The 23,624-nt window shown below is 52.6% G+C and carries 26 protein-coding genes; 11 read left to right on the top strand and 15 right to left on the bottom strand.

The window, feature by feature from the left end; all coding sequences use genetic code 11:
* Together QNH99_RS14305 and QNH99_RS14300 are read left to right on the top strand one after the other, a co-directional pair.
* A complete protein-coding gene (locus QNH99_RS14305) occupies positions 1-144 on the top strand; it encodes a hypothetical protein (protein ID WP_014606152.1) in 144 nt (47 codons plus the stop codon).
* 32 nt (positions 145-176) lie between these two features.
* Positions 177-350 (top strand): hypothetical protein, encoded by a 174-nt coding sequence (locus tag QNH99_RS14300; protein ID WP_164484302.1) that lies wholly within the window; start codon positions 177-179, stop codon positions 348-350.
* Here QNH99_RS14300 and QNH99_RS14295 read toward each other — a convergent pair.
* On the bottom strand, positions 341-1,501 hold the full coding sequence (locus tag QNH99_RS14295; RefSeq protein ID WP_410516838.1) for a beta-glucosidase: 1,161 nt from the start codon (positions 1,499-1,501) through the stop codon (positions 341-343). The genes QNH99_RS14300 and QNH99_RS14295 overlap by 10 nt on opposite strands.
* A 156-nt stretch (positions 1,502-1,657) precedes the next feature.
* Between QNH99_RS14295 and QNH99_RS14290 the strand changes: the two genes are divergently transcribed.
* On the top strand, positions 1,658-3,118 hold the full coding sequence (locus tag QNH99_RS14290) for a phospholipase D family protein (protein WP_410515518.1): 1,461 nt from the start codon (positions 1,658-1,660) through the stop codon (positions 3,116-3,118).
* A gap of 33 nt (positions 3,119-3,151) precedes the next feature.
* Here the strand turns inward: QNH99_RS14290 and mdoC are convergent, their stop codons facing one another.
* Positions 3,152-4,276, bottom strand: coding sequence for a glucans biosynthesis protein MdoC (mdoC, locus tag QNH99_RS14285; protein ID WP_410515517.1), 1,125 nt, complete (start codon positions 4,274-4,276; stop codon positions 3,152-3,154).
* 280 nt (positions 4,277-4,556) lie between these two features.
* Between mdoC and QNH99_RS14280 the strand changes: the two genes are divergently transcribed.
* From QNH99_RS14280 to QNH99_RS14270, 3 genes are all read left to right on the top strand, one after another.
* On the top strand, positions 4,557-6,095 hold the full coding sequence (locus QNH99_RS14280; protein ID WP_172823920.1) for a glucan biosynthesis protein G: 1,539 nt from the start codon (positions 4,557-4,559) through the stop codon (positions 6,093-6,095).
* Positions 6,088-8,640, top strand: a complete 2,553-nt coding sequence (gene mdoH / locus QNH99_RS14275) for a glucans biosynthesis glucosyltransferase MdoH (RefSeq protein WP_063879030.1) — start codon at positions 6,088-6,090, stop codon at positions 8,638-8,640. Before QNH99_RS14280 ends, mdoH begins: the two co-directional genes overlap by 8 nt.
* Positions 8,641-8,787: 147 nt before the next feature.
* Positions 8,788-9,027 carry a YceK/YidQ family lipoprotein gene (locus tag QNH99_RS14270; protein WP_063879031.1) on the top strand — a complete coding sequence of 80 codons (240 nt, stop codon included), beginning with the start codon at positions 8,788-8,790 and terminating at the stop codon, positions 9,025-9,027.
* Here QNH99_RS14270 and QNH99_RS14265 read toward each other — a convergent pair.
* The 3 genes from QNH99_RS14265 to QNH99_RS14255 all read right to left on the bottom strand — a co-directional run bounded on the left by QNH99_RS14265 (position 9,018) and on the right by QNH99_RS14255 (position 11,110).
* Positions 9,018-9,419 (bottom strand): MysB family protein, encoded by a 402-nt coding sequence (locus QNH99_RS14265; protein ID WP_063879032.1) that lies wholly within the window; start codon positions 9,417-9,419, stop codon positions 9,018-9,020. The genes QNH99_RS14270 and QNH99_RS14265 overlap by 10 nt on opposite strands.
* A gap of 185 nt (positions 9,420-9,604) precedes the next feature.
* Positions 9,605-9,955, bottom strand: a complete 351-nt coding sequence (locus QNH99_RS14260; RefSeq protein WP_109716064.1) for a DUF3147 family protein — start codon at positions 9,953-9,955, stop codon at positions 9,605-9,607.
* A 231-nt stretch (positions 9,956-10,186) separates the two neighbouring features.
* Positions 10,187-11,110, bottom strand: coding sequence for a Kdo(2)-lipid IV(A) acyltransferase (locus QNH99_RS14255; RefSeq protein ID WP_283379086.1), 924 nt, complete (start codon positions 11,108-11,110; stop codon positions 10,187-10,189).
* A gap of 263 nt (positions 11,111-11,373) precedes the next feature.
* Between QNH99_RS14255 and QNH99_RS14250 the strand changes: the two genes are divergently transcribed.
* On the top strand, positions 11,374-12,423 hold the full coding sequence (locus QNH99_RS14250; protein WP_063879035.1) for a rhodanese-related sulfurtransferase: 1,050 nt from the start codon (positions 11,374-11,376) through the stop codon (positions 12,421-12,423).
* A gap of 38 nt (positions 12,424-12,461) precedes the next feature.
* On the opposite strand, the gene QNH99_RS14245 is transcribed toward QNH99_RS14250, so the two are convergent.
* The 8 genes from QNH99_RS14245 to QNH99_RS14210 all read right to left on the bottom strand — a co-directional run bounded on the left by QNH99_RS14245 (position 12,462) and on the right by QNH99_RS14210 (position 18,113).
* Positions 12,462-13,037, bottom strand: coding sequence for a YceI family protein (locus QNH99_RS14245; protein ID WP_063879036.1), 576 nt, complete (start codon positions 13,035-13,037; stop codon positions 12,462-12,464).
* A gap of 1 nt (position 13,038) precedes the next feature.
* The gene (locus tag QNH99_RS14240) at positions 13,039-13,614 is read right to left on the bottom strand and encodes a cytochrome b (RefSeq protein WP_410516837.1); all 576 of its coding nucleotides are present in this window, start codon (positions 13,612-13,614) and stop codon (positions 13,039-13,041) included.
* A 294-nt stretch (positions 13,615-13,908) separates the two neighbouring features.
* Positions 13,909-15,024, bottom strand: coding sequence for an N-methyl-L-tryptophan oxidase (solA, locus tag QNH99_RS14235; protein WP_096012323.1), 1,116 nt, complete (start codon positions 15,022-15,024; stop codon positions 13,909-13,911).
* A 96-nt stretch (positions 15,025-15,120) separates the two neighbouring features.
* Positions 15,121-15,375, bottom strand: a complete 255-nt coding sequence (bssS, locus tag QNH99_RS14230) for a biofilm formation regulator BssS (protein WP_063879039.1) — start codon at positions 15,373-15,375, stop codon at positions 15,121-15,123.
* Positions 15,376-15,622: 247 nt separating this feature from the next.
* Positions 15,623-15,895, bottom strand: a complete 273-nt coding sequence (locus QNH99_RS14225; protein ID WP_063879040.1) for a hypothetical protein — start codon at positions 15,893-15,895, stop codon at positions 15,623-15,625.
* A gap of 145 nt (positions 15,896-16,040) precedes the next feature.
* Positions 16,041-16,286: a DNA damage-inducible protein I gene (dinI, locus tag QNH99_RS14220; protein ID WP_096012324.1), complete on the bottom strand. Its 246-nt coding sequence runs from the start codon at positions 16,284-16,286 to the stop codon at positions 16,041-16,043.
* Positions 16,287-16,348: 62 nt separating this feature from the next.
* Positions 16,349-17,392, bottom strand: a complete 1,044-nt coding sequence (gene pyrC / locus QNH99_RS14215) for a dihydroorotase (protein ID WP_410516836.1) — start codon at positions 17,390-17,392, stop codon at positions 16,349-16,351.
* 157 nt (positions 17,393-17,549) lie between these two features.
* Entirely contained in the window at positions 17,550-18,113 is a 564-nt protein-coding gene (locus tag QNH99_RS14210) for a lipoprotein (RefSeq protein ID WP_096012325.1), read from the bottom strand.
* 441 nt (positions 18,114-18,554) lie between these two features.
* Here QNH99_RS14210 and rimJ point away from each other — a divergent pair, with 441 nt between their 5' ends.
* The 4 genes from rimJ to murJ all read left to right on the top strand — a co-directional run bounded on the left by rimJ (position 18,555) and on the right by murJ (position 22,383).
* On the top strand, positions 18,555-19,145 hold the full coding sequence (gene rimJ, locus QNH99_RS14205; protein ID WP_063879045.1) for a ribosomal protein S5-alanine N-acetyltransferase: 591 nt from the start codon (positions 18,555-18,557) through the stop codon (positions 19,143-19,145).
* Between the two features lie 15 nt (positions 19,146-19,160).
* Positions 19,161-19,802, top strand: a complete 642-nt coding sequence (locus QNH99_RS14200) for a DUF480 domain-containing protein (protein WP_410516835.1) — start codon at positions 19,161-19,163, stop codon at positions 19,800-19,802.
* Positions 19,803-20,723 (top strand): Gfo/Idh/MocA family protein, encoded by a 921-nt coding sequence (locus QNH99_RS14195; protein ID WP_410516834.1) that lies wholly within the window; start codon positions 19,803-19,805, stop codon positions 20,721-20,723. It begins immediately after the preceding gene.
* Positions 20,724-20,844: 121 nt separating this feature from the next.
* Entirely contained in the window at positions 20,845-22,383 is a 1,539-nt protein-coding gene (gene murJ / locus QNH99_RS14190) for a murein biosynthesis integral membrane protein MurJ (protein WP_145394797.1), read from the top strand.
* 500 nt (positions 22,384-22,883) lie between these two features.
* Here the strand turns inward: murJ and flgN are convergent, their stop codons facing one another.
* Complete coding sequence (gene flgN / locus QNH99_RS14185) at positions 22,884-23,315, bottom strand: flagellar export chaperone FlgN (RefSeq protein WP_063879051.1); 432 nt, start codon at positions 23,313-23,315, stop codon at positions 22,884-22,886.
* Between the two features lie 5 nt (positions 23,316-23,320).
* The gene (flgM, locus tag QNH99_RS14180; RefSeq protein ID WP_063879053.1) at positions 23,321-23,623 is read right to left on the bottom strand and encodes a flagellar biosynthesis anti-sigma factor FlgM; all 303 of its coding nucleotides are present in this window, start codon (positions 23,621-23,623) and stop codon (positions 23,321-23,323) included.
* Position 23,624: the final 1 nt, after the last annotated feature.

Below are 23,624 nucleotides of genomic sequence, written 5' to 3'. Positions count from 1 at the left end.
ATGTTGTTACCCAGCCCACCAGAAGAGCACGATGAACCCGTGGTTCAGCCGCTTGCCGATGCTCACTTTGCGATTGTGGTGCTTGCGGTGACGTCAGTAACGCTGATCATTTTTGTTCTGATCGTCACGCTCTGGATGAGCTAGTGTTTATCAACCGGACCTGAAAGGAGTGAGGGATGGAATCGAGAGATGATAAACTGATTGCAATTATTGGCTTGCTGACGGCTTGCCTGATCGGTGTCACTTTCTTGTTTGTGGTGACGTGGCTAAACGACAGCCATCAGGCCCCACCGCTGGAAGGCGTTGACACGCAGACCTGCTATCCCAAACCCCCGTCGCGTCAGGTCTGATCGCGCTTACTGAATTTTATCTGCTGGCTCCGCAGCACCAGTGCCAGGTTCTCATGCACGGTGCGGTTGCCATTGGGATCGGCCAGGCCCAACAGTGAACCCGGCGAACGCCTGTCATCTGCCCATGACGGGTATTCCACCACCGGGTAAAGCGAAATCCCTTCCATAGCAATGCCCTGGTCCAGCGCGACGGCAACGTTTTCACTGACTTCCTGTAACCAGCTCGCGCGGGCTTCGCCTTCGGCACCGGTTTCGGCTATCAGCATCGGGCGTTGGTAACGTTGCCAGTACTGGGCCAGGAGAAGATGAAGCGGGGCGCGTACGGGATCGTCTTTATCCATCGGCTGATCGGGGAAGAACCAGTGGTTATCAGGATAGTAATTCAGCCCCAGAATATCCAGGCAATCTTCGCGCCCACCCAGTTCCTTATCAAGCCGACCGGCTAACATATCCCAGGCTTCAAACTGCGCCTGGTGCTGTGCATCAGCCCCGGGTTTGCTGTCTGGATTGTCAGGATGATGGGCAATTTGTACCAGTGGATCGGTAAGCACAAAACGGGCATCAGGGATCACTTCGCGAATAGCCTGCATGGCGGCCAGGGACGCGCGAACCAGTTGCCGCTTCAGCTCTTTACCGCGCTGGCTGGCATGCGGATTAAACCAGGCAACGTCTGCGCCTGCCCATGACCAGAATGAGATCTGGTTTATGGGGGTGAAAAAAGGCTGCTGGATGCCCTGATCGAGAATCACCCTTGCCATTTCCCGGGCATAACGTTCGAAGTGGTCGACAAAGCCCGCTTTCCAGATATTAATGTGGTCGGGATAGCCAAAGTGGGCCAGTTCCCAGATAACCTGTAACTGATTATCCCGAGCCGCTTCGACCATGGGCAGAAAGCTACTCCAGTCATACTGGTTGGGTGTTTTTTCAATCAGGTGCCAGCGTGCGCCGTCCCGCGCGGTTAACACACGCAGGTCGACCAGCGCGGCATAGTCTTTCCTGAGCAGCATATCGTGCCCACTGCTGATCACCATATCCAGCCGTTTGCCCGGTGTACGGCAGGCGGTGGAACAGGGGAAGCTGCCCTGAAAAAAACTCTGGAACAGGCGGGGATGATGGCGTAATCGGTCGTCAGTTAAGGGCGGGTTACTCATATTCCTCTCCTGCCAGACAAATCTCAGTCACAGATCGTTCGACTAAGTCTAGACTAAAAAACGCTGCCATCAGCATGTCTGATGTGCAACCGACGCTGGCATACGCTGTCGCGCGGAGGAATAATAATAAATGACAGGATGATTTAGGGAATATCCATGACCGAAGCGTTTGAACTGCCCCAGAGCCCATCACAGCAGAGCTGGCTTGAACAACGGCTTGTTCCACTTTGTCAGCAGCATCCGGGGTTGAGCGGTATTCATCCGCTCAGCGACGGACTCGATGCTTTTGCCGCCCGTTTCCTGCTGATGGAGAAAGCCGCGAAGACGCTGGATATACAATACTATATCTGGCAAAACGATATGTCAGGCAGGCTGCTGTTTAGCGCCATGCTGGATGCCGCGAATCGCGGTGTCACCGTGCGGTTGTTGCTGGACGATAACAATACGCCGGGGCTGGACGATACCCTGGCCCAGCTTAATCATCATCCCAATATTACCGTCCGGCTGTTCAATCCGTTCTCCTTTCGTACCTTACGTGCCCTGGGTTATCTCACTGACTTTGCTCGCCTTAACCGGCGTATGCATAACAAAAGCTTCACAGCAGATGGCGTCACCACGGTCGTGGGAGGACGCAATATTGGCGACGAATATTTTGGTACAGGTAATGAGCCGCTTTTTGCCGATCTCGACGTGCTGGCTATCGGTTCAGTGGTTAACGAGGTGGCAGACGACTTTGAACGGTACTGGAACAGTAAACCGGTTTCGCCGCTGAACGAGGTACTGGAACAGCAGGCAACAGAGCATCCTGACGTGGTGCTGCCACCGGAATGGCGAGACAGCGAGGCAGTACAGCATTATCTTGACCGGCTGGATCACTCTTCGCTGATTAACCAACTGACGCAGGACACCTTACCCTTTGTCTGGGCAAAGACGCGATTGTTAAGCGATGATCCACGCAAAGGACTAGGGAAAGCCCGCCGTAGGTCACTCCTGCCACAGCGTATGCTGGAAGTGATTGGCACGCCCCAGCGTCAGTTTGACATTATTTCCGCCTACTTTGTGCCAACCCGCGCCGGCGTTGCCCAGTTGCTGGCCTTAAAGCGCAAAGGTGTGAAGATTGCTATTTTAACCAACTCGCTGGCGGCAAACGACGTATCCATTGTGCATGCGGGCTATGCGAAATGGCGGAAAAAGCTGCTGCGGCACGGTATCTCACTGTTCGAGTTAAAACCTCAGGCCGGGCTGAACGACGCGCCGCACGATCGCGGCTTAACCGGTAACTCCGGTTCAAGCCTGCATGCGAAGACGTTCTCGGTAGATGAAAAGATACTGTTTATCGGGTCGTTTAACTTCGATCCGCGCTCCGCAGTGCTCAATACCGAAATGGGGCTGGTGATCGAAAGTGAAAAGCTGGCCGCCGACACGCACCAGCGGTTTAGCGACTCGATGCGCGATCGCGCCTGGACCTTACAACTGGATAAGTGGGGCAGGGTGAACTGGCTGGAGTACCCAGGCGAGGCGCAGCAGGTGATTCACAAGCATGAACCGGGCTGCTCATGGTGGCAGCGTTTACAAGTTCGACTCGTGTGGCGCTTACCTATCGAGTGGCTGCTCTAAAATAAGGCGATCGTCAGCGATCGCCTTATTTTGTTATCGCTGCTGTGGTTTACCGGAAAACAGAAAGCGCAGTACAGGAACACGCAGGTGCAACTCATACAACGTAAATGAGACACCAAACACCATGACCAGGCCCAGCAGAAAGCCCAGCGTATTATTATGCAGCACTGGCGTAACGTAGATCCCGTATAACAGCGTCAGGGGATGGTGCACCAGGTAAATAAACAGCGAGGCGTTCACCAGGTACATGATGCGTGGAGAATGCGAGTTAAGCAGTTTATGCCCCAGGCTGTAACAGACGTTCAGCATACACAGGCCCATCATGCTGCTGATTAACGCGTCCAGCTCATACAACCAGCCCTCACCGCTGCTCGTCCGCTGGTTGACGATATAAGCCACCAGCAGCAGCACAGCGCCGATAAACAGCACCGGATTCACTCGCACAAACAGCTGTTTTAATGCCTGATGTTTCCAACTGAGCGCACCCAACATGAAAAAGGGCAGGTAAAACAGGGTCTGCATCACGACAAAATTAAACAGTGCGTCGCTTAACAGCGCAGGGTGAGTGTAAAACACAATACGACGAAAGCCGCCCCAGAGAAGACACCAGACCACCAGGCCGAGCGCCAGCTTACTCCAGCCCACATGCTGATAATCGATGTTACGCTTCTGATCGCGCAGCCAGCGGAAGGTTATCATCCCCAATGTGGTAAGAATCAACAGCACCAGTAAAAACCACAGGTGCGAGATCAGCTCCCACATCAGGTTGTTGAATTTGTCGTACAGGGGAAGCGTGCCCCAGTCCGCGTACTTTGTTGTCCATGCCTTAAGCATAAAAAACTGCGGAAGCGTGATGAGTGGCACTGCTGTCAGCATCGGGATGCCAACCCGCTCTAAACGCACTTTCAGAAAGCGCTGAGGCTGATAGCGCAGATAGAGCATGTAAGAAAAGTAGCCGGAGATGACAAAAAAGACCTGCATGCGGAACGCATGAATAAAATCATTGAGGGTGGTGAGCCAGAGCGAGGCTTCGCTGCTGTTGACGGCCCACTTCTGTGACGAATAGATCAGGGAAACGTGAAACGGCACGCCCAATAACATCAAACAGGCCCGAATGGAGTCGAGAAAATATTCACGCTCAGTTTTTATTGTACTCATAAAGTTCCAGTTCGTTAGTACGTTTTAGCCGGTTTCGCCCTGAAACCGTATTATGTCGGAAGGAAATTCTAGCTGCAGATAACAGAGTTTACTATCAGTTGAATCTCAGTTGAGCCCGTAACGTTTAATTGTCCTAAAATCACCCCCTGAGTAGCGGATTATCGGGAACATTGTTGCGCATAAGCTGTCGGAAAGCCGAATTATCCATTAAGATAAGCGGGTTTGTATTAAGCACACGAAAGGGGGGGATGTGCTGACTAAAGTAAAAAATAATGTTGGGCTGACGAAAATGCGCTGGATTGGCGCGGCAGTCCTGCTGGCTTTGTATGCCAACAACAGTTGGGCGTTTAACTTTGATGATGTGGCTAAACAAGCCAAAGATCTGTCTGGAAAAAGCTTCGAAGCGCCAAAAAGTAATTTACCCTCTCAATTTCGTGATATGAAATTTGCTGACTACCAGCAGATTCAGTTCAACCACGATAAAGCGTATTGGGGCAAACTGCGTACGCCGTTCAAACTCGAATTCTATCATCAGGGGATGTACTTCGATCTGCCGGTGAAAATTAACGAGATCACCGCCAATACGGTACGTGAAATCAAATACAGTCCTGATTATTTCAACTTCGGCAATGTGAAACACGATGCCGATGCGGTTAAAAACCTTGGCTTTGCCGGTTTCAAAGTCCTGTATCCGTTGAACAGTAAGAACAAGAAAGATGACGAAATCGCCAGCTTCCTCGGCGCCAGCTATTTCCGCGTGATTGGTGCAGGCCAGGTCTATGGTCTGTCTGCTCGTGGTCTGGCAATCGATACTGCGCTGCCCTCAGGCGAAGAGTTCCCGCGTTTTAAAGAGTTCTGGATTGAGCGTCCAAAACCGCAGGACAAGCAGCTGGTAATCTATGCGCTGCTGGATTCGCCACGCGCAACCGGTGCTTACCGCTTTACGATTCACCCGGGCCAGGAGTCCACGGTGGATGTGCAGACCAAAGTCTATTTACGTGACAGCGTCGGTAAACTGGGCATTGCACCGTTAACCAGTATGTTCCTGTTTGGCCGCAACCAGCCATCGCCAGTGTCTAATTTCCGCCCTGAACTGCATGATTCAGACGGTCTGTCGATTCACAGCGGCAACGGTGAGTGGATCTGGCGTCCGCTGAATAACCCACGCCATCTGGCCGTGAGCACCTATACGATTGAAAATCCTAAAGGCTTCGGGCTGTTACAGCGCGGCCGTGATTTCAATAACTATCAGGATCTGGATGACCGTTACGACCTGCGCCCGAGCGGCTGGGTTGAGCCACTCGGTGACTGGGGCAAAGGGCGCGTTGAGCTGGTGGAGATTCCAACCGCCGATGAGACGAACGATAACATCGTGGCTTTCTGGACACCGGAAAACCTGCCAGAACCGGGCAAAGCGATGGATTTCAACTATCGTCTGCACTTTGGCCGTAATGAAAACAAACTGCATTCTGACGATGTTGCCTGGGTGAAAGATACTCTGCGTTCAGCTGGCGACGTGAAGCAGTCAAATTTAGTCCGTCAACCGGATGGCACCGTGGCCTTCACCATCGATTTCGTTGGGAAAGACATGAGTGAAATGCCTGCCGACAGCCAGGTTGCACCGCAGGTCAGCGTAGGTAAAAACGGTGAAGTGGTGGAACAAAGCGTTCGCTACAATCCGGTGACCAAAGGCTGGCGTCTGGTACTGCGTCTGCGTGTTAAAGATAACAAGCAGGCCACGGAGATGCGCGCAGCGCTGGTGAGCGGTGACAAAACATTGACGGAAACCTGGAGCTATCAGTTACCTGCCAATGAATAATCTGACTTTTACACCTCAACGTTATGTAGAAGCCCTGCCGCTGGATGCGGCAGGAAAAATGCGTCTGGCTGCGTCATTACAAAACGCGCAGACGTTTCACCAGTTACACGAATCGCTGGGCCGGGATGTGGCTGCCAGCGATCGTCCTGACGATGCACCCTTAAAATCGGTATCGTCACGCGTGGAAATGGCCTGGTCCGATTCCCTCGCTGACGGCCAGCAGTTGGGCAAGGATTATCTTGATCGCACCACGCTGAAGGCGATGCCGAAAGTGAAGCGTTCATTGATGTTCCCCGAAGCCTGGCGAACAAACCCGCTGGCACGTGCCTGGGACTCATTACGTGGCCATAAGTCTGTGCCCCGTTATGCGACGGTCGAAGAGCAGCGCGCCGAAGAAAAGTGGCGTCACGTTGGCTCCATTCGCCGCTATATCCTGTTGATCCTCACCATCATGCAGACCGTGGTCGCCACCTGGTATATGAAAACCATTTTGCCTTACCAGGGCTGGACGTTGCTGGACCCCATGGACATGATCAACCAGAACTGGCAGCAGTCTGTCATGCAGATCCTGCCTTATGTGTTGCAGACCGGGATTTTGTTCCTGTTTGCGATTCTGTTCTGTTGGGTTTCGGCGGGCTTCTGGACGGCATTGATGGGCTTTCTGCAACTGCTCATTGGCCGGGATAAATACAGTATTTCTTACTCTACCGTCGGGGATGAACCGCTTAATCCTGAGCACCGTACCGCACTGATCATGCCGATCTGTAACGAAGACGTGGGACGCGTTTTCGCCGGTTTACGGGCGACCTGGGAATCCGTGGTACGCACGGGTAATGCTGAGCACTTTGATGTTTACATCCTGAGCGACAGCTATGATGCCGACATCGCCATTGCTGAGCAGAAAGCCTGGATGGAACTGGTCCGTGATGTTGGTGGCGCAGGCAAGATTTTCTACCGTCGTCGTCGTCGTCGTGTGAAACGTAAAAGCGGCAACATTGATGACTTCTGCCGCCGCTGGGGCAGCAACTACAGCTATATGGTGGTGCTGGATGCCGATAGCGTCATGAGCGGGGAATGTCTGACGGGGCTGGTGCGCATGATGGATGCGAATCCTAATGCCGGTATCATTCAGTCATCGCCAAAAGCGTCGGGCATGGACACGCTGTATGCGCGTTGCCAGCAGTTTGCTACCCGGGTTTATGGGCCGTTATTTACCGCCGGTCTGCACTTCTGGCAGTTGGGTGAGTCGCACTACTGGGGCCATAACGCCATCATCCGTGTGAAACCCTTTATCGAGCACTGCGCGCTGGCACCGTTGCCTGGCGAAGGTTCGTTTGCCGGTTCCATCCTGTCGCATGACTTCGTTGAAGCGGCCTTGATGCGCCGTGCCGGTTGGGGCGTCTGGATCGCCTATGATTTGCCGGGCTCCTATGAGGAGCTTCCGCCAAACCTGCTGGACGAGCTTAAACGTGACCGCCGCTGGTGTCATGGTAACCTGATGAACTTCCGCCTGTTCCTGGTGAAAGGAATGCATCCGGTTCACCGTGCCGTCTTCCTGACGGGCGTGATGTCCTATCTGTCAGCACCGTTGTGGTTTCTGTTCCTGGCACTGTCCACCGCGCTTCAGGTGGTACATACGCTGATGGAGCCGACCTACTTCCTGCAGCCAAGACAGCTGTTCCCGGTGTGGCCGCAGTGGCGTCCTGAACTGGCGATAGCCCTGTTCTCAACCACGCTGGTACTGTTGTTCCTGCCGAAACTGCTGAGCGTCGTGCTGATCTGGTGCAAAGGGGCGAAACCTTACGGTGGTGCACTGCGTCTGTTCGTGTCTCTGCTGCTGGAAATGCTGTTCTCGGTACTGCTGGCGCCGGTACGTATGCTGTTCCACACCGTCTTTGTGGTCAGCGCGTTCCTGGGCTGGGAAGTGGTGTGGAACTCGCCACAGCGTGACGATGATGCAACGCCATGGAGCGAAGCCTTTAAGCGCCACGGTTCACAAATGGCATTAGGTATCGTCTGGGCCGCCGGCATGGGCTGGCTGGATCTCAACTTCCTGTGGTGGCTGGCACCTATCGTGTTCTCGCTTATTCTGTCACCTTTTGTATCGGTGATGTCGAGCCGCTCAGGCCTTGGCATTAAGAGTAAGAACGCGAAGCTGTTCCTGATACCGGAGGAGTACGATCCGCCGAAGGAGCTGTTAGACACAGACCGCTATGTGGAGCTGAACCGTCAACGTGCGCTGAAAAATGGCTTTATGCATGCGCTGTTCCATCCGGCGTTTAACGCCCTGGCGACGGCACTGGCCACCTCACGTCATAAGCAGAGTCAGTTGCTGGATTATGCGCGCGATCGCCGGGTTGATCAGGCATTGAGTGATGCACCTGAAAAACTGAGTCGGGAGCAGCGTCTGCAGCTGATCAGCGATCCGGTGGTGCTGGCTCGTGTGCATACTCGCTTGTGGGAAAACGGTGAGAAGTATCATCAGTGGGTAGAGAGTTATCAAAAACTCCCTCTCAACCCCGATGCGCTACCGCATCAGGCGTAATACTTAAAAAGCGGCAGAGATGCCGCTTTTTTTATGCCTGTCGTCAGGTTACAGACAGCAACATTATTTTGCACTTTTACCGAAATGGGATGGCAACCCAGCCTCACTCGTGATTAAAATAGCGGCTGTTTAATCTGGGTCACAACTGTGAATAAATTCGCTAAATTAACCGCGTTATCCCTGGCTGTTGTCACCCTGAGCGGCTGCGGCAGTATTATCAGCCGTACCGTGCCCGGACAGGGACACGGTAATCAGTTTTATTCTGGCGTAAAGTGGGATATCCGGGATGGCGCATGGCGGGTGATCACGATTCTCGACCTGCCGCTGTCGCTGGTGGTCGATACTTTACTGATACCGGTGGATGCCAGCCACGGACCTTATGAGTAACTGCGGTCAGAGTCGCTGTTGTCGTCTTCCCATTCCTGTGCAGCGGCTTTACCTTCCTCGCTGTCCAGCGGGGGCTCAAGCTGGAACTCACCGTCATCCCATTCATGCAGCGTATTCTCCGCTAACCACTCCTGACGCAGTTCAATTTCATCGAAATCGCCGTCGAAAATAGCCTGAGCGGCTTCACCGCTGCGCACCGGTAAACACTCGCCTGAATCCCCTTCATCTTCAAAAAACTCTGCCTGCCACATGATGTCGCCATCCTGCATCACATATTTTTGCAGGCCAAACTGGTTGATTGAGGCATCGTCTTGCTCAATATCCGGATGACTGACGAGAAATTCTTCACGTGCAGCCTCAATCGCTTCTTCCAGTGTAGTGAACATACTCATGCTTCTCTCCTTGCCTGATTAACGTGATTTCAGTGAAGAATAGACCAAAATTTCAGGAGGGAAAGTCAGGACGCTGCGCAGGTCAGAAATTCGGGCCATAAACTGCACCATCAGAGGCGTTTACTGGCTGAATAACGGCTCTGTATGCAAGCCTGCTGGGTTGAGTAGCAGATGGGAATGACGTGCTAAAGCAGGTCGATACCAAACCTTTTCAGGCATAACGCCCACAGCACGAACAGGGTGAGGGTGATCAGGCAACTGAGTCCCAGCGTGAGCCAGAAGCCGGTGCGTTGGTACAGAAAAGGAAACAGGATAAACATCGGCAGGGTCGGAACCACATACCAAAACGTATACCAGGCATGAGCGGCAATTTTCGCCTGGGTCTGTCCTTCAATTTTCATCCAGATCAGCACAAGGATAGTGACAAGCGGCAGCGCCGCCAGCAGTCCACCCAGGCGATCGCTGCGCCTGGCCGCTTCAGAAATGATCACCACCATCAGGGCGGTGATCGCATATTTCGAGATAAGCCAGAGCATGAGTTTTTCCGTAATGAATCAGTTAAGCGGCAGCGCTCGCGGTGGTATCAGCGCGGTTTCCGGTGGAACACCATGCTTAAGGATGCTAACACGATCTCTACTGCTGAATCAGAGCGCACACACCCCTTGGGGCTGATGTCACTCTTATGTCACTGTCGTTTATCATTATCATCATCATCGACCGCGCCATCGCGGTCCGCTACAGGCACGGACCGCGACGCCGCAGTGGACTCAATAGCGGGAGGGTTCACCCTCTGGACGGGTTTTAAAACGACGGTGCAGCCACATGTACTGCTCAGGTGCCAGTAGCACACCGTCTTCCACCACCTTATTCATGCGCAGTGCGGTGTCTTCATCGCTGGTCAGCGGAAAGTCAGCGCTCACGTCAGGCAAAATAATCAACTCGTAGCCGCGCCCTTCAGGCAGACGACGCGGTACAAAGGGAATAACCGCCGGTTTACCGGTACGAATGAGCATATGCGTACCCACGGTGGTTGCCGCCTTTTCGACGCCAAAGAAGGGCACAAATACGCTGCTGCGCGGGCCATAATCATGATCGGGTGCGTACCAGATAATATCGCCACGCTTCAACGCCCGAATCATGCCTTTAAGATCCTTGCGATCTAACATCCCTTTGTTTGATCGCATGCGGCCTCGCGTCTGCAGCCAGTCGATGAGTTTGTTGTCGTTGGGCCGATAAACGCCGATGCCGGGATTGTGGATGCCAAACATCCGTGCGCCGATCTCCAGCGTTAAAAAATGCATGCCAATTAACAACACGCCACGCTGGGTGTCATGCGCCTGCTGTATGTGTTCCAGACCAGAAGGTTTGTGCCATTTGTGAATCCGCCAGTCGGGCCAGAACCAGGCCATGCCGGTTTCAATCAGTCCCATGCCCACCGATTCAAAGTTATGCTTGATCATGGCTTCGCGATCGACATCGGGCATATCCGGGAAGCTGAGTTCAAGATTACGGCGAGCAATGGCAACGCGTCGTTTCATAAATCGTCTGGCAAGGCGACCAATGCCGCTACCCAGCGCATAGAGCAGCGGATAGGGCAGCAATACCAGGATATACAGTAAAACGACACCCAGCCAGGTAAACCAATAGCGGGGATGAAGAAGCGCACGTGAAAATTGAGGCAATTGGGTCATCTTAAATATTATTATCCTGCGTCGTGCACCAGCGGTGCTGTTTTTCGTCAGTTGCGGTTATTGTGCCATTTTTTTTCCCACTGCTGAAATGTTACAACATTTCGCAGATTGTTGCCGGGAGTGAAAAAAGAGAGATATAAGTACTCGGGCCAACGAAAATGTACAGGTTTAACTATCAATTTTTCTTATACGCTTCGCATTTTTATCAATTCAGGTATCATGTGCGCGCTAAATTTCTTCTATTGATAACAGGAACGAACACCATGCCAGTGTTACATAACCTTGTTTCCAATAAAGAGCTGAAGGCGCGTATGTTGGCTGAAACCGAGCCGCGCACCACAGTCTCTTTTTACAAGTATTTCACTATTGCCGATCCAAAAGCGTTTCGTGACGAACTGTACCTCGGTTTAACCGCGTTAAAGGTGTTTGGCCGTATTTACGTCGCGCACGAAGGTATCAATGCACAGCTCAGCGTTCCCGCCAGCCAGTACGAGGCGATGAGAGCTTTTCTGTACGGCTTTGATCCGGCGTTGAATAACCTGCGAATGAATATTGCGCTCGACGACGATGGCAAATCATTCTGGGTACTGCGGTTGAAAGTGCGTGACCGCATTGTTGCCGATGGCATCGATGACGAGACCTTTGATGCCAGCGATGTTGGCAACTATTTGAAGGCGGCAGACGTGAATGCCATGCTCGACGATCCTGACGCGGTCTTCGTCGATATGCGAAATCACTACGAGTATGAAGTGGGGCGTTTTGACAATGCGCTTGAGGTGCCCGCCGATACGTTCCGCGAGCAACTGCCCATGGCTGTGGACATGCTCAAGGACAAGAAAGATAAAAAAATCGTGATGTACTGCACGGGGGGAATTCGCTGTGAAAAAGCCAGCGCCTGGATGCGGCATAACGGTTTTGAGGATGTCTACCATGTCGAGGGCGGCATTATTGAATATGCCCGCCGTGCACGTGAACAAAATTTACCGGTACGCTTCAAAGGTAAAAACTTTGTTTTTGATGAACGTATGGGTGAGCGCATTTCAGATGATGTGTTATCTAACTGCCATCAGTGCGGTACGCCTTGTGACACCCACGTAAACTGCGTCAATGACGGTTGCCACCTGTTGTTCATCCAGTGTGAAAGTTGTGCGGAAAAGTACGAGCACTGCTGTAGCCCGCTGTGCCAGGAGGAAGCGCGCCTGTCACCTGAAGAACAACGTGCCCGCCGCGCCGGACGTGAGAACGGGAATAAAATCTTCAATAAGTCGCGTGGTTTGTTGAATATGACTATTCCAGCGCCAACCCGCAAATAGTCGCCGCCGCCTGAAGCCTGGCTTCAGGCGGCTTGTTATTACTTACGCACGCCTTCCACTGAGATGATTAACTCAACCTTCTGAGAAGCAGGGCCCAAATCCTGGGTAATGTTAAAGTCTTTCAGCGCTATCTCGCCTTCGGCTTCAAAGCCGGCACGATAGCCGCCCCATGGGTCCTTACCTTCGCCCATCATTTTGGCTTCCAGCGTCACCGGTTTTGTCACGCCGTTCAGCGTTAAATCACCCGTTACGGCCAGCTTGTCGCCCTCTTTTTTCACTGCCGTGGACTTAAATGTCGCCGTCGGATGTTTTGCGACATTCAGGAATTCCGGGCCACGAATGTGTTTGTCACGCTCGGCATGGTTGGTGTCCACGCTGTTGGTGTTAATGGTGACATCCACTTTATCCGCCGAGGGGTTATTGGCATCAAAGCTGAATGAGCCATCAAAGTCTTTAAAGGTGCCGTACAGCCAGCTGTAGCCTAAATGCTGAATACGGAACTGAACAAAGGCGTGCTGGCCTTCTTTATCAATTTTGTAATCCGCCGCGTTGGCGGTCAGTGAACCCAGCAGTAAACCGGCGCTTGTGATGGCCAGAAGCGTTTTCTTAAACATATTACTTTTCCTTTTCAGAGGTTGATCGGATGCGCAGACCCAGCATCCTTTTCAGGGTGATATCGCGATCGATAAAGTGGTGTTTTAACGCGGCCAGGCCATGTAAGCCCGAAAGGATCACAATGCTCCATGCCAGCCATAAATGAATATCTCCCGCTAAATCTGCCTGTTCGCCCGCGCCGGTCAGTAGAGCAGGCAGGGGAAACCACCCGAATACGGAAATGGGTTTGCCGTCGGCGGTAGAGATTAAATAACCGCTGAACAAAATGGCGATAAGCAGGCTGTAAAGTAACCAATGCGCGACGACCGCGCTGATACGCACGGCGGTAGAGTAGCTGCTCAGGGGTTTGGGCGGCGGGGAAATCACGCGCCACAGGAGACGAATAATCAGGGCCAGCATCAGCATGACACCAATGCTTTTATGGATCTCTGGCGCATTGTGATACCAGGTATCGTAATAGCTCAGACCGACCATCCATAAACCCAGTGCGAACATGGCATAAATGACCAATGCCATTGACCAGTGTAAGAAAACAGAGAGCAATCCATAATGGCTGGATGAATTATTTAGCGACATTTTGCAGCGGCATCTTAAGAATAAGTGGAAATAAGAATCTACAGAATGAAACACAAAAGCAATAATGCTTACTTTTCTATAAATATCTTGTGTACTGATGAAATCGACTCGCGAAGTGAATCGGGTAAGCACAATATTATTGAATGAGAAAATTCCAGAATGGATGAAAAAGGCAAAAAGGGGACAAAACAGGCCGGTAACGGAGAGATAACAAGGGAATAAAACGCAAAAAAACCGCTGACTGTAAATTTATGTCAGCGCGGCGCCAGGTTAATCCCGTTCGCCGCACCGTTTTTAATGAAAACGTGACAGCCTGAACGGCGAAAGATCAAATTCAAAAGGCTGGTTCTGAGCAAACTGACTGGCGAGCTCACCTAACACGCTGGCAAATTTAAATCCGTGGCCGCTTAAGCCGGTTATCACCAGACGATTGGGTTCGCCCGGCAAGGTATCGATAATAAAATCTTCATCGGGACTGAAATCATAGCTACAGGCTTCGCCGTGCAGACATACGCCCACGCCGGGCAAGAACTGGCGTAAAAAGCGAAATGTTTCACTGCCATCGGCGGCAAGGCTGCCGAAAGGTTTGCGATCTTCCGGTTGGGTCATCAGCTGACCACCGTCATGGCGGCCTACCTTCAGGGCGTTGTTATCGGCGGGGAAGCCGTAATACTGGCTGCCATCGGCCATTTCACAGGTGAACCCCGGAAACGCATTGTTTTCACTGTAGCGCCCATCCGCCTGATACCAGGCAAAGACTTTACGTGTTGGTGATACCGGCAGGTCAGGTATCAGTTTGCTCACCCATGTGCCTGCGCTCACCAGCATCTTGCGACCGCGATAAATGCCGTCAAGAGTGGTGACCTGCTGTAAATCGCCTTCGCGGCTGATTTGCGTCACCGGGCAGTTAAACAGCTGCGCGCAGCCCTGTTTTTCGGCCAGCTGAATCCAGCTTCGTACGGCCTGTTCGCTTTTTAAAAAGCCGGACTGAGGTTCAAAGACACCCAGATAACCATCGGGAACGGTAAACTGTGGCCAGCGTTTTCGGACTTCCTCGGCCTGTAATACCTCGACAGCAAGCTGCCAGGTTTTTGCGCTATTGATGACGTTTTGGATAAATTCGGAATGCGCGGGCGCGATATTTAAGACGCCGCAACGGTGCATGATGCGTTCGCCAGCCTGCTGTTCCAGCGCATCCCATAATGCTTGTGCCCGCAAAACCAAAGGGACATAGCGTTCGCCTTCTCCGTAAGCATGACGGATGAGGCGGCTTTCGCCGTGGTGAGCGCCTTGAGTATGGGGCGGATGTGCGCTGTCAATCATCAGCACGGAGAGGCCCGCTTGTGTGGCGTAATAGCCTGCGGCTGCGCCAACGGAACCGCTACCGACCACAATAAGATCGTAAATCATGAAAATGGAACTCCTGAAAGGGTTACATAATCAACAGCATACCAGAAAGGCCAATAAAAAAGGCACCCTGGAGGGTGCCTTGCTGATGCAGCAGTATTAATGCTTCTTTAGTAGTCGTTCTATCTGCTCGGCAGATTCAATCTTAGCGATACCCGCTTCAAGAATGGAGATGAACTGCTTTGCTACATCAGTCGTCAGCCAGTAGGTAGGGCCAACGTCTGCGTCTTCTTCAGTTTGATCTTGCGACGAAAGGGAGTGCAGACGGATCATCATCGCATCATAGCTGTCAACAGTACTAATATCCCAGCCCACCAGTGGATGGGTCTGAATTACATCTTTGCGACTGTCCATTATAACCTCCTTATTACTCGTTAAACGAAGTGCATGATGAGGTTCAATGCGGCTTTTTAATTTCCACTGCGAAACAATTATAACAGCAAAATAGCGATTTACTGATTAAACGTATCACGGAACGCCTGAAAGCAGAATATTTGTTTCTAAAACGGTAAGGCTGAGAAGATATAATACCTGAATGCTGGGGCAGTAATCGCCCTAATTGAACAATAAAAATGGCTTATTATCCCTCGTTGACACCACGTCAGATAAGCGAGGTTTCAGCGCCTGTCGTGCCGCTGCGCTTTTGTAACGTCTCTGCCAGGCGGGCAAACTGCTGCTGCAGCTGCTCATCATGGTTTTGATTTTGCGCTTCAAGAGAAAGATTATGCACCAGTAACTGACTGGCCCGGTCATCAAGACAGAAAATCAGGCTGGAGAATGCATTTTCCAGCACCGTTAAACGACGCTGCTGTTCACCGATAAGCGTTAACAGCTCGCCAAAGGTCATCGCTTCTTCTGGTTTGTCTGTAGTCATGGGATGCAACTCCTTTTATGCATGATCAGCGCCAGCATAGGGCATTGATCATTCGGAGTCCAGATGGGGCGAGCGGTTAGTCAGACTTTAAATGAAGATAAAAAAACCGGGTGGCGAAACCCGGCAAAAAACAGCACAGTAGCGGTTAATCGGTAATAAACCAGTCGTCAGCGCTTTCCCATGTTTGTTGCAGGATTTCGCTGATTTGATCACGCGTATCTTTATCACCACCCAGAACGCTTAACTGGTTAGCCGTGGCGTAACGCACCTTGACGTGGTTCGTGAATTGCGGAAAGTGTTCATCAATGCGGCGCGACAGCTCCTGGCTCAGGGCTTCCATCGCGCCAGCGGGAAGAGGTTGGGTCTTGGCAACGGTAATTTCAACACGCATAAAAGCCTCCGTATAAGATACTGTATATAACTACAGTATTATTAATCGGGAGGCAAGTGAAATTATTTTACGCGCCAGTTCAGCGTTTCACCGGCAAGGAAAGGCACCAGCTGATGTGAATCCATCTCAATGGTTTCTGCCACTGTCCACGGCTCACGCACCAGCGTGATCTGGTCCTGATTAAGCGGCAGGCCATAGAAGCGTGGACCATTCTCAGAACAGAACGCTTCAAAATGCTGCAGGGCATCGAGCTCTTCAAATACCGTCGCATAAGCGGGCAGGGAGGTTGGCGCATTAAAGACGCCTGCACAGCCGCAACTGCTCTCTTTCAGATGACTTAAGTGCGGTGCCGTGTCGGTCCCCAGGAAGACGCGTGGATGACCGCTGGCTACCACCTTACGCAGAGCCTGCTGATGTGTATTGCGCTTCAGGATCGGCAGGCAGTAAAGATGAGGACGAATCCCGCCGACCAGCATATGGTTACGATTGAACATCAGGTGCTGAGGGGTAATGGTGGCGGCCAGATTTTCATTGGCGCTTTCCACATATTCCGCCGCGTCTTTAGTGGTAATGTGCTCCATCACGACTTTCAGCGCAGGAAATTGCTGACGCAGCGGCTCCATTACCGTTTCAATAAAGCGGGCTTCGCGATCAAAGATATCAATATGCGCGTCGGTGACTTCACCGTGCACCAACAGCGGCATGCCCAGCGTTTGCATCCGCTCCAGCACCGAGGTAATTGACTGAATATTGGTGACGCCATGACTGGAATTGGTGGTCGCATGAGCAGGATAGAGCTTGGCTGCAGTGAACAACCCGGAACGGAAGCCGCGTGTCAGTTCTTCAGGATCTAACGAGTCAGTAATATAGCAGGTCATCAGCGGCGTAAAAGCATGACCATCAGGCAAAGCGGCCAGAATGCGATCGCGATAAGCTTCGCCCGCTGCGACGCTTATCACCGGCGGAACCAGGTTAGGCATGACGATGGCACGACCATTGACCGCGCTGGTATAAGGCAGCACGGTTTTAAGCATATCGTCATCACGAAGATGGATATGCCAGTCATCTGGGCGGCGGATAGTAAGTTGCTGAGGTTGTGCGGTCATTAATACGGCTCCGGCATGAAGGATAAACGAATGGCGTGTTTGGGCCGGGTTATAAGCATAAGGACTCAGGCAACCGTTTGCACCTGTTTTTGCATCTCAAAAAAAATCCGCGCCGAAAAGCGCGGAATTGAAGCGGGATAACGACATCGATAAAGCATTAATCGGTGAACGGAATCACCAGTTCGCCAGGTTTAACTTCCAGACCTTTAGCAAATTTTTTCGCCAGCGATTCAGCTTTACTGCGGTCGGCGCTCAGCACATACGCAGGCTGCTGGTCAAAATAGCTTTTTAGCGACTGATTCAGGTAGGGCGTCAGCGTTTTCATGATAGAAGCCATCTTGTCTGGCTGAACCTGCGCATCCACGATTTCCATATCACGCAGGTAGACGGCACCTTGCTGTTGATCGAACACAGGTTGGGCGCGCATCTTGAGTTGCATATCGGCCTGCTGTGGGCCAAACAGCGAGGACACATTGATCTTGGCATTACCCGATAACGTGACCTTACCCGGCTCCTCACGACCAATCTGACTGGTGAGGTTATTCAGCACGATATGGGCATTAACCAGTCCCGACACACCAATGTCTTTTTCGAAGTTATTGTGTTTTTGCAGTGCCTGATTCACTTCCTGTTCGCTGATGGTGTATTGGGTTAACTGATTACAGCCGCTCAGCAATACCGCTAAAAACAGGGCAATCAGCCCGTAAAAAGCCTTCTTCATATTTCCCTCATTTAAATGAAAAAGTAGATCACGCCATAGCCTGCCTGAATGCAGGCAGTCTGTCATCAGGAATGGGCTGAGATGGCGTTGCCGTATGTGCCTTTCAGCCAGGGCGCTGGAGGTCCCACAGGCATAAATGCACGGCCTGAGCTTGTCCGGTAAATGCGCCTTCTGGCGCAAGTCAGGCGGCTTTGTCAGGGGCTGATGCTGTCAAGGCGAAGCAAGGAAGGGATGAAAACCACGGCGACATCAGACGCGGCCTTTATCATACCGGTCAGCGTAAAACCATTCCGATCACCTACTCGGTCAGCGTGTCGGATGATAAACAAACAGCCCGGCGGCCATTGTGTGTGTAACGTTTTACCGCAGACCTGGCGACGGTTATAGTGAATGTTATCAAAGACTGGCATTTCCTTCCCGCCATGGATTTCAGGAGAGATGATGTTTGGCTATCGTTCTGCCGCGCTGAGGGTGCGACTCACAACCGAGCGGCTGGTGGTAAGACTGGTTCACGAACGCGATGCGTGGCGATTAGCGGACTACTATGCTGAAAATCGCGATTTTCTCAGGCCCTGGGAACCGGTACGTGATGACAGCCACTGCTATCCGTCTGGCTGGCAGGCCCGGCTGGGCCTGATTGCAGAGATGCACAAACAGGGTTCAGCTTTCTACTTTGTTTTGATGGACAGCAACGAAACGGAAGTCCGCGGCGTGGCGAACTTTAGCAATGTCCTGCGTGGGGCGTTTCATGCCTGCTATCTCGGCTATTCTCTCGGTGAGAAGTGGCAGGGGCAGGGCATGATGTTTGAGGCACTGCAGTCGGCGATCCCGTACATGCAGCGGCAACAATATATTCATCGCATCATGGCTAACTATATGCCGCACAACCAGCGCAGTGGTGATCTGCTGGCGCGCCTGGGCTTTGAAAAAGAGGGATATGCTAAAAATTATTTAATGATTAACGGCCAGTGGCAGGATCATGTCCTCACGGCGTTAACCTGCAAAGAATGGACACCTAATCGTCGTGGGTAAGAAGAGGAATGCTGAATGAAGATGGCCTTATCAGCGCAGGCCCTGCGCGTTCTGGGTTGCCTGCTGGAAAAGCAAATCACTACACCGGAACAGTATCCGCTCTCATTAAACGGCGTAGTGACCGCCTGTAATCAGAAATCAAACCGCGAACCGGTTATGGCGCTGAGCGAAAGCGACGTGCAGGCTGAACTCGATCTTCTGGTAAAAAAACACCTGGTCACGTCTAACAGCGGCTTCGGTCAACGGGTCGTTAAATACGAACAGCGTTTCTGCAATTCAGCTTTTGGTCATTTGCAACTGAGTCGTGCAGAAGTCGCCGTGCTCACATTACTGTTCCTGCGCGGGGCGCAAACCCCGGGCGAACTGCGCACGCGAAGTGGTCGCCTGCATGAGTTTGCAGATGTCACCGAGGTTGAACAGACCCTGGAAGTGCTGGCATCGCGCGAGGACGGTGCAATGGTGGTGCGCCTGGCCCGCGAACCCGGCAAACGTGAAAGCCGTTTTATGCACCTGTTTGCCGGCGACGTGGAGCAAATACCCTCTCAGGCTGATGCCGTCCCGGATGATGCTGCGCTACTGGAACGCGTGACGTTGCTGGAGCAGTCTGTTGCAGACTTACAGGCGCAACTGGCGCTTTTACTGGAAAGAGAACAATAGATGACGATTCGCATTGGTGTAGTCGGGTTGGGTGGTATTGCACAAAAGGCCTGGCTGCCTGTTCTGTCTCAGGCTCAATCCTGGCAGTTGGTCGGTGCCTTTTCCCCTAATCAGGCAAAAGCGCAGGTCGTCTGTGAACGTTATCGTATTCCGTGTTTCGGTTCGTTGAATGATCTTGCTGCCGCCTGTGATGCCGTGTTTGTTCATACCAGTACCGCCAGCCACTACGAAGTGGTGCATGCGCTGCTGCTGGCAGGAAAGGATGTGTGTGTGGATAAACCGCTGGCGGAAACCCTTAACCAGGCTGAAATGCTGGTGACGCTGGCCGAAAAGAAACAGCGCCGGTTGATGGTGGCCTTTAACCGCCGTTTTGCGCCCCGCTATCAGCAGCTCAAGGCAGAGATGGACGCCGTTGCCTCACTGCGCATTGAGAAGCACCGCGGCGACAGCGTAGGGCCATATGATCTGCGCTTCACCTTACTGGATGATTACCTTCATGTTGTTGACACCGCGCTGTGGCTGGCCGGAGGACGCACGCTTCCCCGGCAGGGACATATCGCCACCAATGAACAGGGACAAATGCTCTATGCTGAGCACCATTTCAATGCCGGCCAGGTGCAGGTGACCACCAGCATGCATCGTCGCGCAGGAAGCCAGCGTGAACGCATCAGCGCGGTAGGGGATGGCAAGTGCATTGATATTCTGGATATGCGCGACTGGCAGGAGGAGCGAGGAGCGGGCGTGATCATGACACCGCCTGCGCCATGGCAGAGCCATCTTGCCCAACGCGGTTTTGTCGGGGCGGCAGAACATTTTATTCAATGTGTCGAAAATCAGACAAAGCCGGAGACCAGCGGCGAGCAGGCCCTGCTGGCGCAACGCGTGGTCGAATCGATGTGGCGCGATGCCGAACGGGAATAATGCCTTGTAACACTCAGCGCTGGTCATTTCGTACGATGGCAGTAGACTATCGCCCGAGCTGTGACCTAACCCGTGCTAAGTCACGCATTTAGCCGATTCTTTTCAGGATGCCCCATCAATTATGAATTTGTTGAAATCGCTGGCAGCGGTCAGTTCTATGACTCTGTTTTCCCGCGTGCTGGGCTTCGCCCGTGATGCCATTGTGGCGCGCGTATTCGGTGCCGGCATGGCCACTGACGCCTTCTTTGTGGCGTTTAAACTGCCCAATTTGCTGCGACGTATTTTTGCTGAAGGCGCGTTCTCGCAGGCTTTTGTCCCCATTCTGGCGGAATACAAAAGTAAGCAGGGAGAAGAAGCCACCCGGTTGTTTGTGGCCTACGTATCGGGGCTGCTTACCCTGGCACTGGCCCTGGTGACCGTGGCAGGAATGGTTGCCGCGCCCTGGGTTATTCTGGTGACCGCGCCGGGGTTTGCGGACACCGCAGATAAATTCGCCCTCACCAGCGCGCTGTTGCGCGTAACCTTTCCGTATATTCTGCTGATCTCCCTGGCGTCCCTGGCCGGGGCGATACTGAACACCTGGAACCGTTTCTCCGTTCCCGCATTTGCGCCAACCTTGCTGAATGTCAGCATGATTGGTTTTGCCCTTTTTGCCGCACCGCACTTTCATCCGCCGGTTATGGCACTGGCGTGGGCCGTAGTGGTGGGCGGCGTGTTACAACTGGGCTACCAGTTACCCCATCTCAAAAAACTGGGGATGCTGGTCCTGCCGCGTCTCAACCTGCGTGATGCCGGTGTATGGCGCGTTATGCGTCAAATGGGGCCCGCGATTCTGGGCGTGTCGGTCAGTCAAATCTCGCTCATCATCAACACCATTTTTGCTTCTTTTTTGGTGTCTGGTTCCGTTTCCTGGATGTATTATGCCGACCGCCTGATGGAGTTTCCTTCTGGCGTACTGGGCGTTGCGCTGGGAACCATTTTGTTGCCGTCACTGGCGAAAAGTTTCTCCAGTGGCAATCATGATGAATATTCGCGCTTAATGGACTGGGGCCTGCGCTTATGCTTTTTGCTGGCGTTACCCAGTGCGGTGGCGTTAGGCATGTTGTCCGGGCCTCTGACTATCGCGTTGTTCCAGTATGGCAAGTTTACCGCTTTTGATGCGGCGATGACTCAGCGCGCCCTGATCGCCTATTCGGTCGGTCTGATGGGCCTGATTGTGGTGAAAGTTCTGGCACCGGGATTCTATTCACGTCAGGACATTAAAACCCCGGTCAAGATTGCTATTGTAACGCTGATTGTGACTCAGCTTATGAACCTGGCCTTTATCGGCCCTCTTAAGCATGCCGGGCTGGCGCTCTCAATTGGTTTGGGTGCCTGTCTGAATGCCGCGCTGCTTTACTGGCAACTGCGTAAAAAGAAAATCTTCCAGCCGCAACCGGGATGGGTAGGTTTTTTACTGCGTTTATTCGTGGCTGTCGTGATAATGGCTGCCGCGCTGTTTGCGATGCTCTACTGGATGCCTGTCTGGGAGCAGGGCAACATGCTGTGGCGTTTGCTGCGGCTGGCGTTGGTCTGTGCCGTTGGCGGTGGCGCTTACTTCCTGGCGCTTGGGCTGATGGGCTTTCGCCTGCGCGATTATGCGCGACGCACGACCGTCTGAATGTAACAATGCCTTGAGCGTAGCGTGATGTGTTAACCCTTTATGCAAGCCGCAACGGATCACGTTGCGGCTTTTTACTGCCCAAGCGCAGAGCAAGGTGAGGTACGGCGTTCCCTCGGCCTCACTCAATGACAGCCATGATGCAACGCTCCTGGTTGCGCTATTAAGCGCAGGTGATACCGGCTCATGTTATGGCAAGGGTTGATGAATAAAGCCTTGTGATGAAGGTACAACCTGTGATGTAGCGAAAAAAAAGCGTTTCACGGAGTCTTGCAACGTCTCAGGCAAGCCTGATATCAGTCTGCTATTTCATAAATGGCGAGGCGCACGCGCCGAAAGAATCGATATGGCAGCGCGCAGGCGCGTTCAGACCCGGGCGTTGGGATATAAAAAAACCGTCATCCCTGTGAGATGACGGTTTTTTCAAGACGGATGACTTAAGGTTTGTCATAACCCAGCAGAGACAACAGGTTGTCTCTGGGGAGTGACAGCAACACCGGTCAGCCTTTACGGCTTAGCGTTGCCTGCCCTTGTCCTTTCCCGTCCGGGCCATAAAACGCCTGCGTCTGGTGAGGTTTCAGAACGTCTAGAGCGTCATGGGTAAAGGTAATTTGATGCTGCAACAAAATACCGTTATGAGTATTTGCATTGTGTAACCGGCGTGTGTGCTGCTGGATACCTTCCCAGCGGCGCGCCATGTCACTCTGACCACGATAAGGGGCAGATGTACCCAGACTTTTCTCGTTACTACGACGCATCTCGTCTAAATAATTCAACGTACTCAGTAGCGCACTTTTATCTTCTGTAATGCGCTGCAAGTTGTTGCTGTTGATCATTCCAGACGACAGCTGTTGTTGCTCTTCATCCAGCACGGTGGCCAGAGACACCAGCACTTCCTGCATCTTATCTAACGTGGTCAGCAAATTACTCATGGGGATTATTTACCCTCTAAATACGCCTTAGTGTCGGCAATTAGCGCATCGGCGATTTTGCCAGTATCCATCTTCAACTCGCCATTACGAATGGCGGTTTTCAATTGTTCTACGCGCTGGACATTAATGTCCTGGCTGCTGGGCTGCATAAGCTGTGCTTGTGCACTGCTCAGGTTAACCTGGGCGGCTGCAGGCGTGGTTGCAGTAGTACTGCTGCTCTGACGCACTCGGGCAGTTTGTTGCTCGCTGCTGTCACGTGTTTGCACGGTGCTTGCGGGCTTAGACGGTTGTGTTCTGTCGATGCTCATA

It is taken from the genome of Pantoea allii, assembly GCF_046529425.1.
In the GTDB taxonomy this organism is placed as follows: Bacteria; Pseudomonadota; Gammaproteobacteria; order Enterobacterales; family Enterobacteriaceae; genus Pantoea; species Pantoea allii.
The sequence above is the reverse complement of the archived record's forward strand: the minus strand, read 5'-3'. Positions and strand labels throughout refer to the sequence as shown.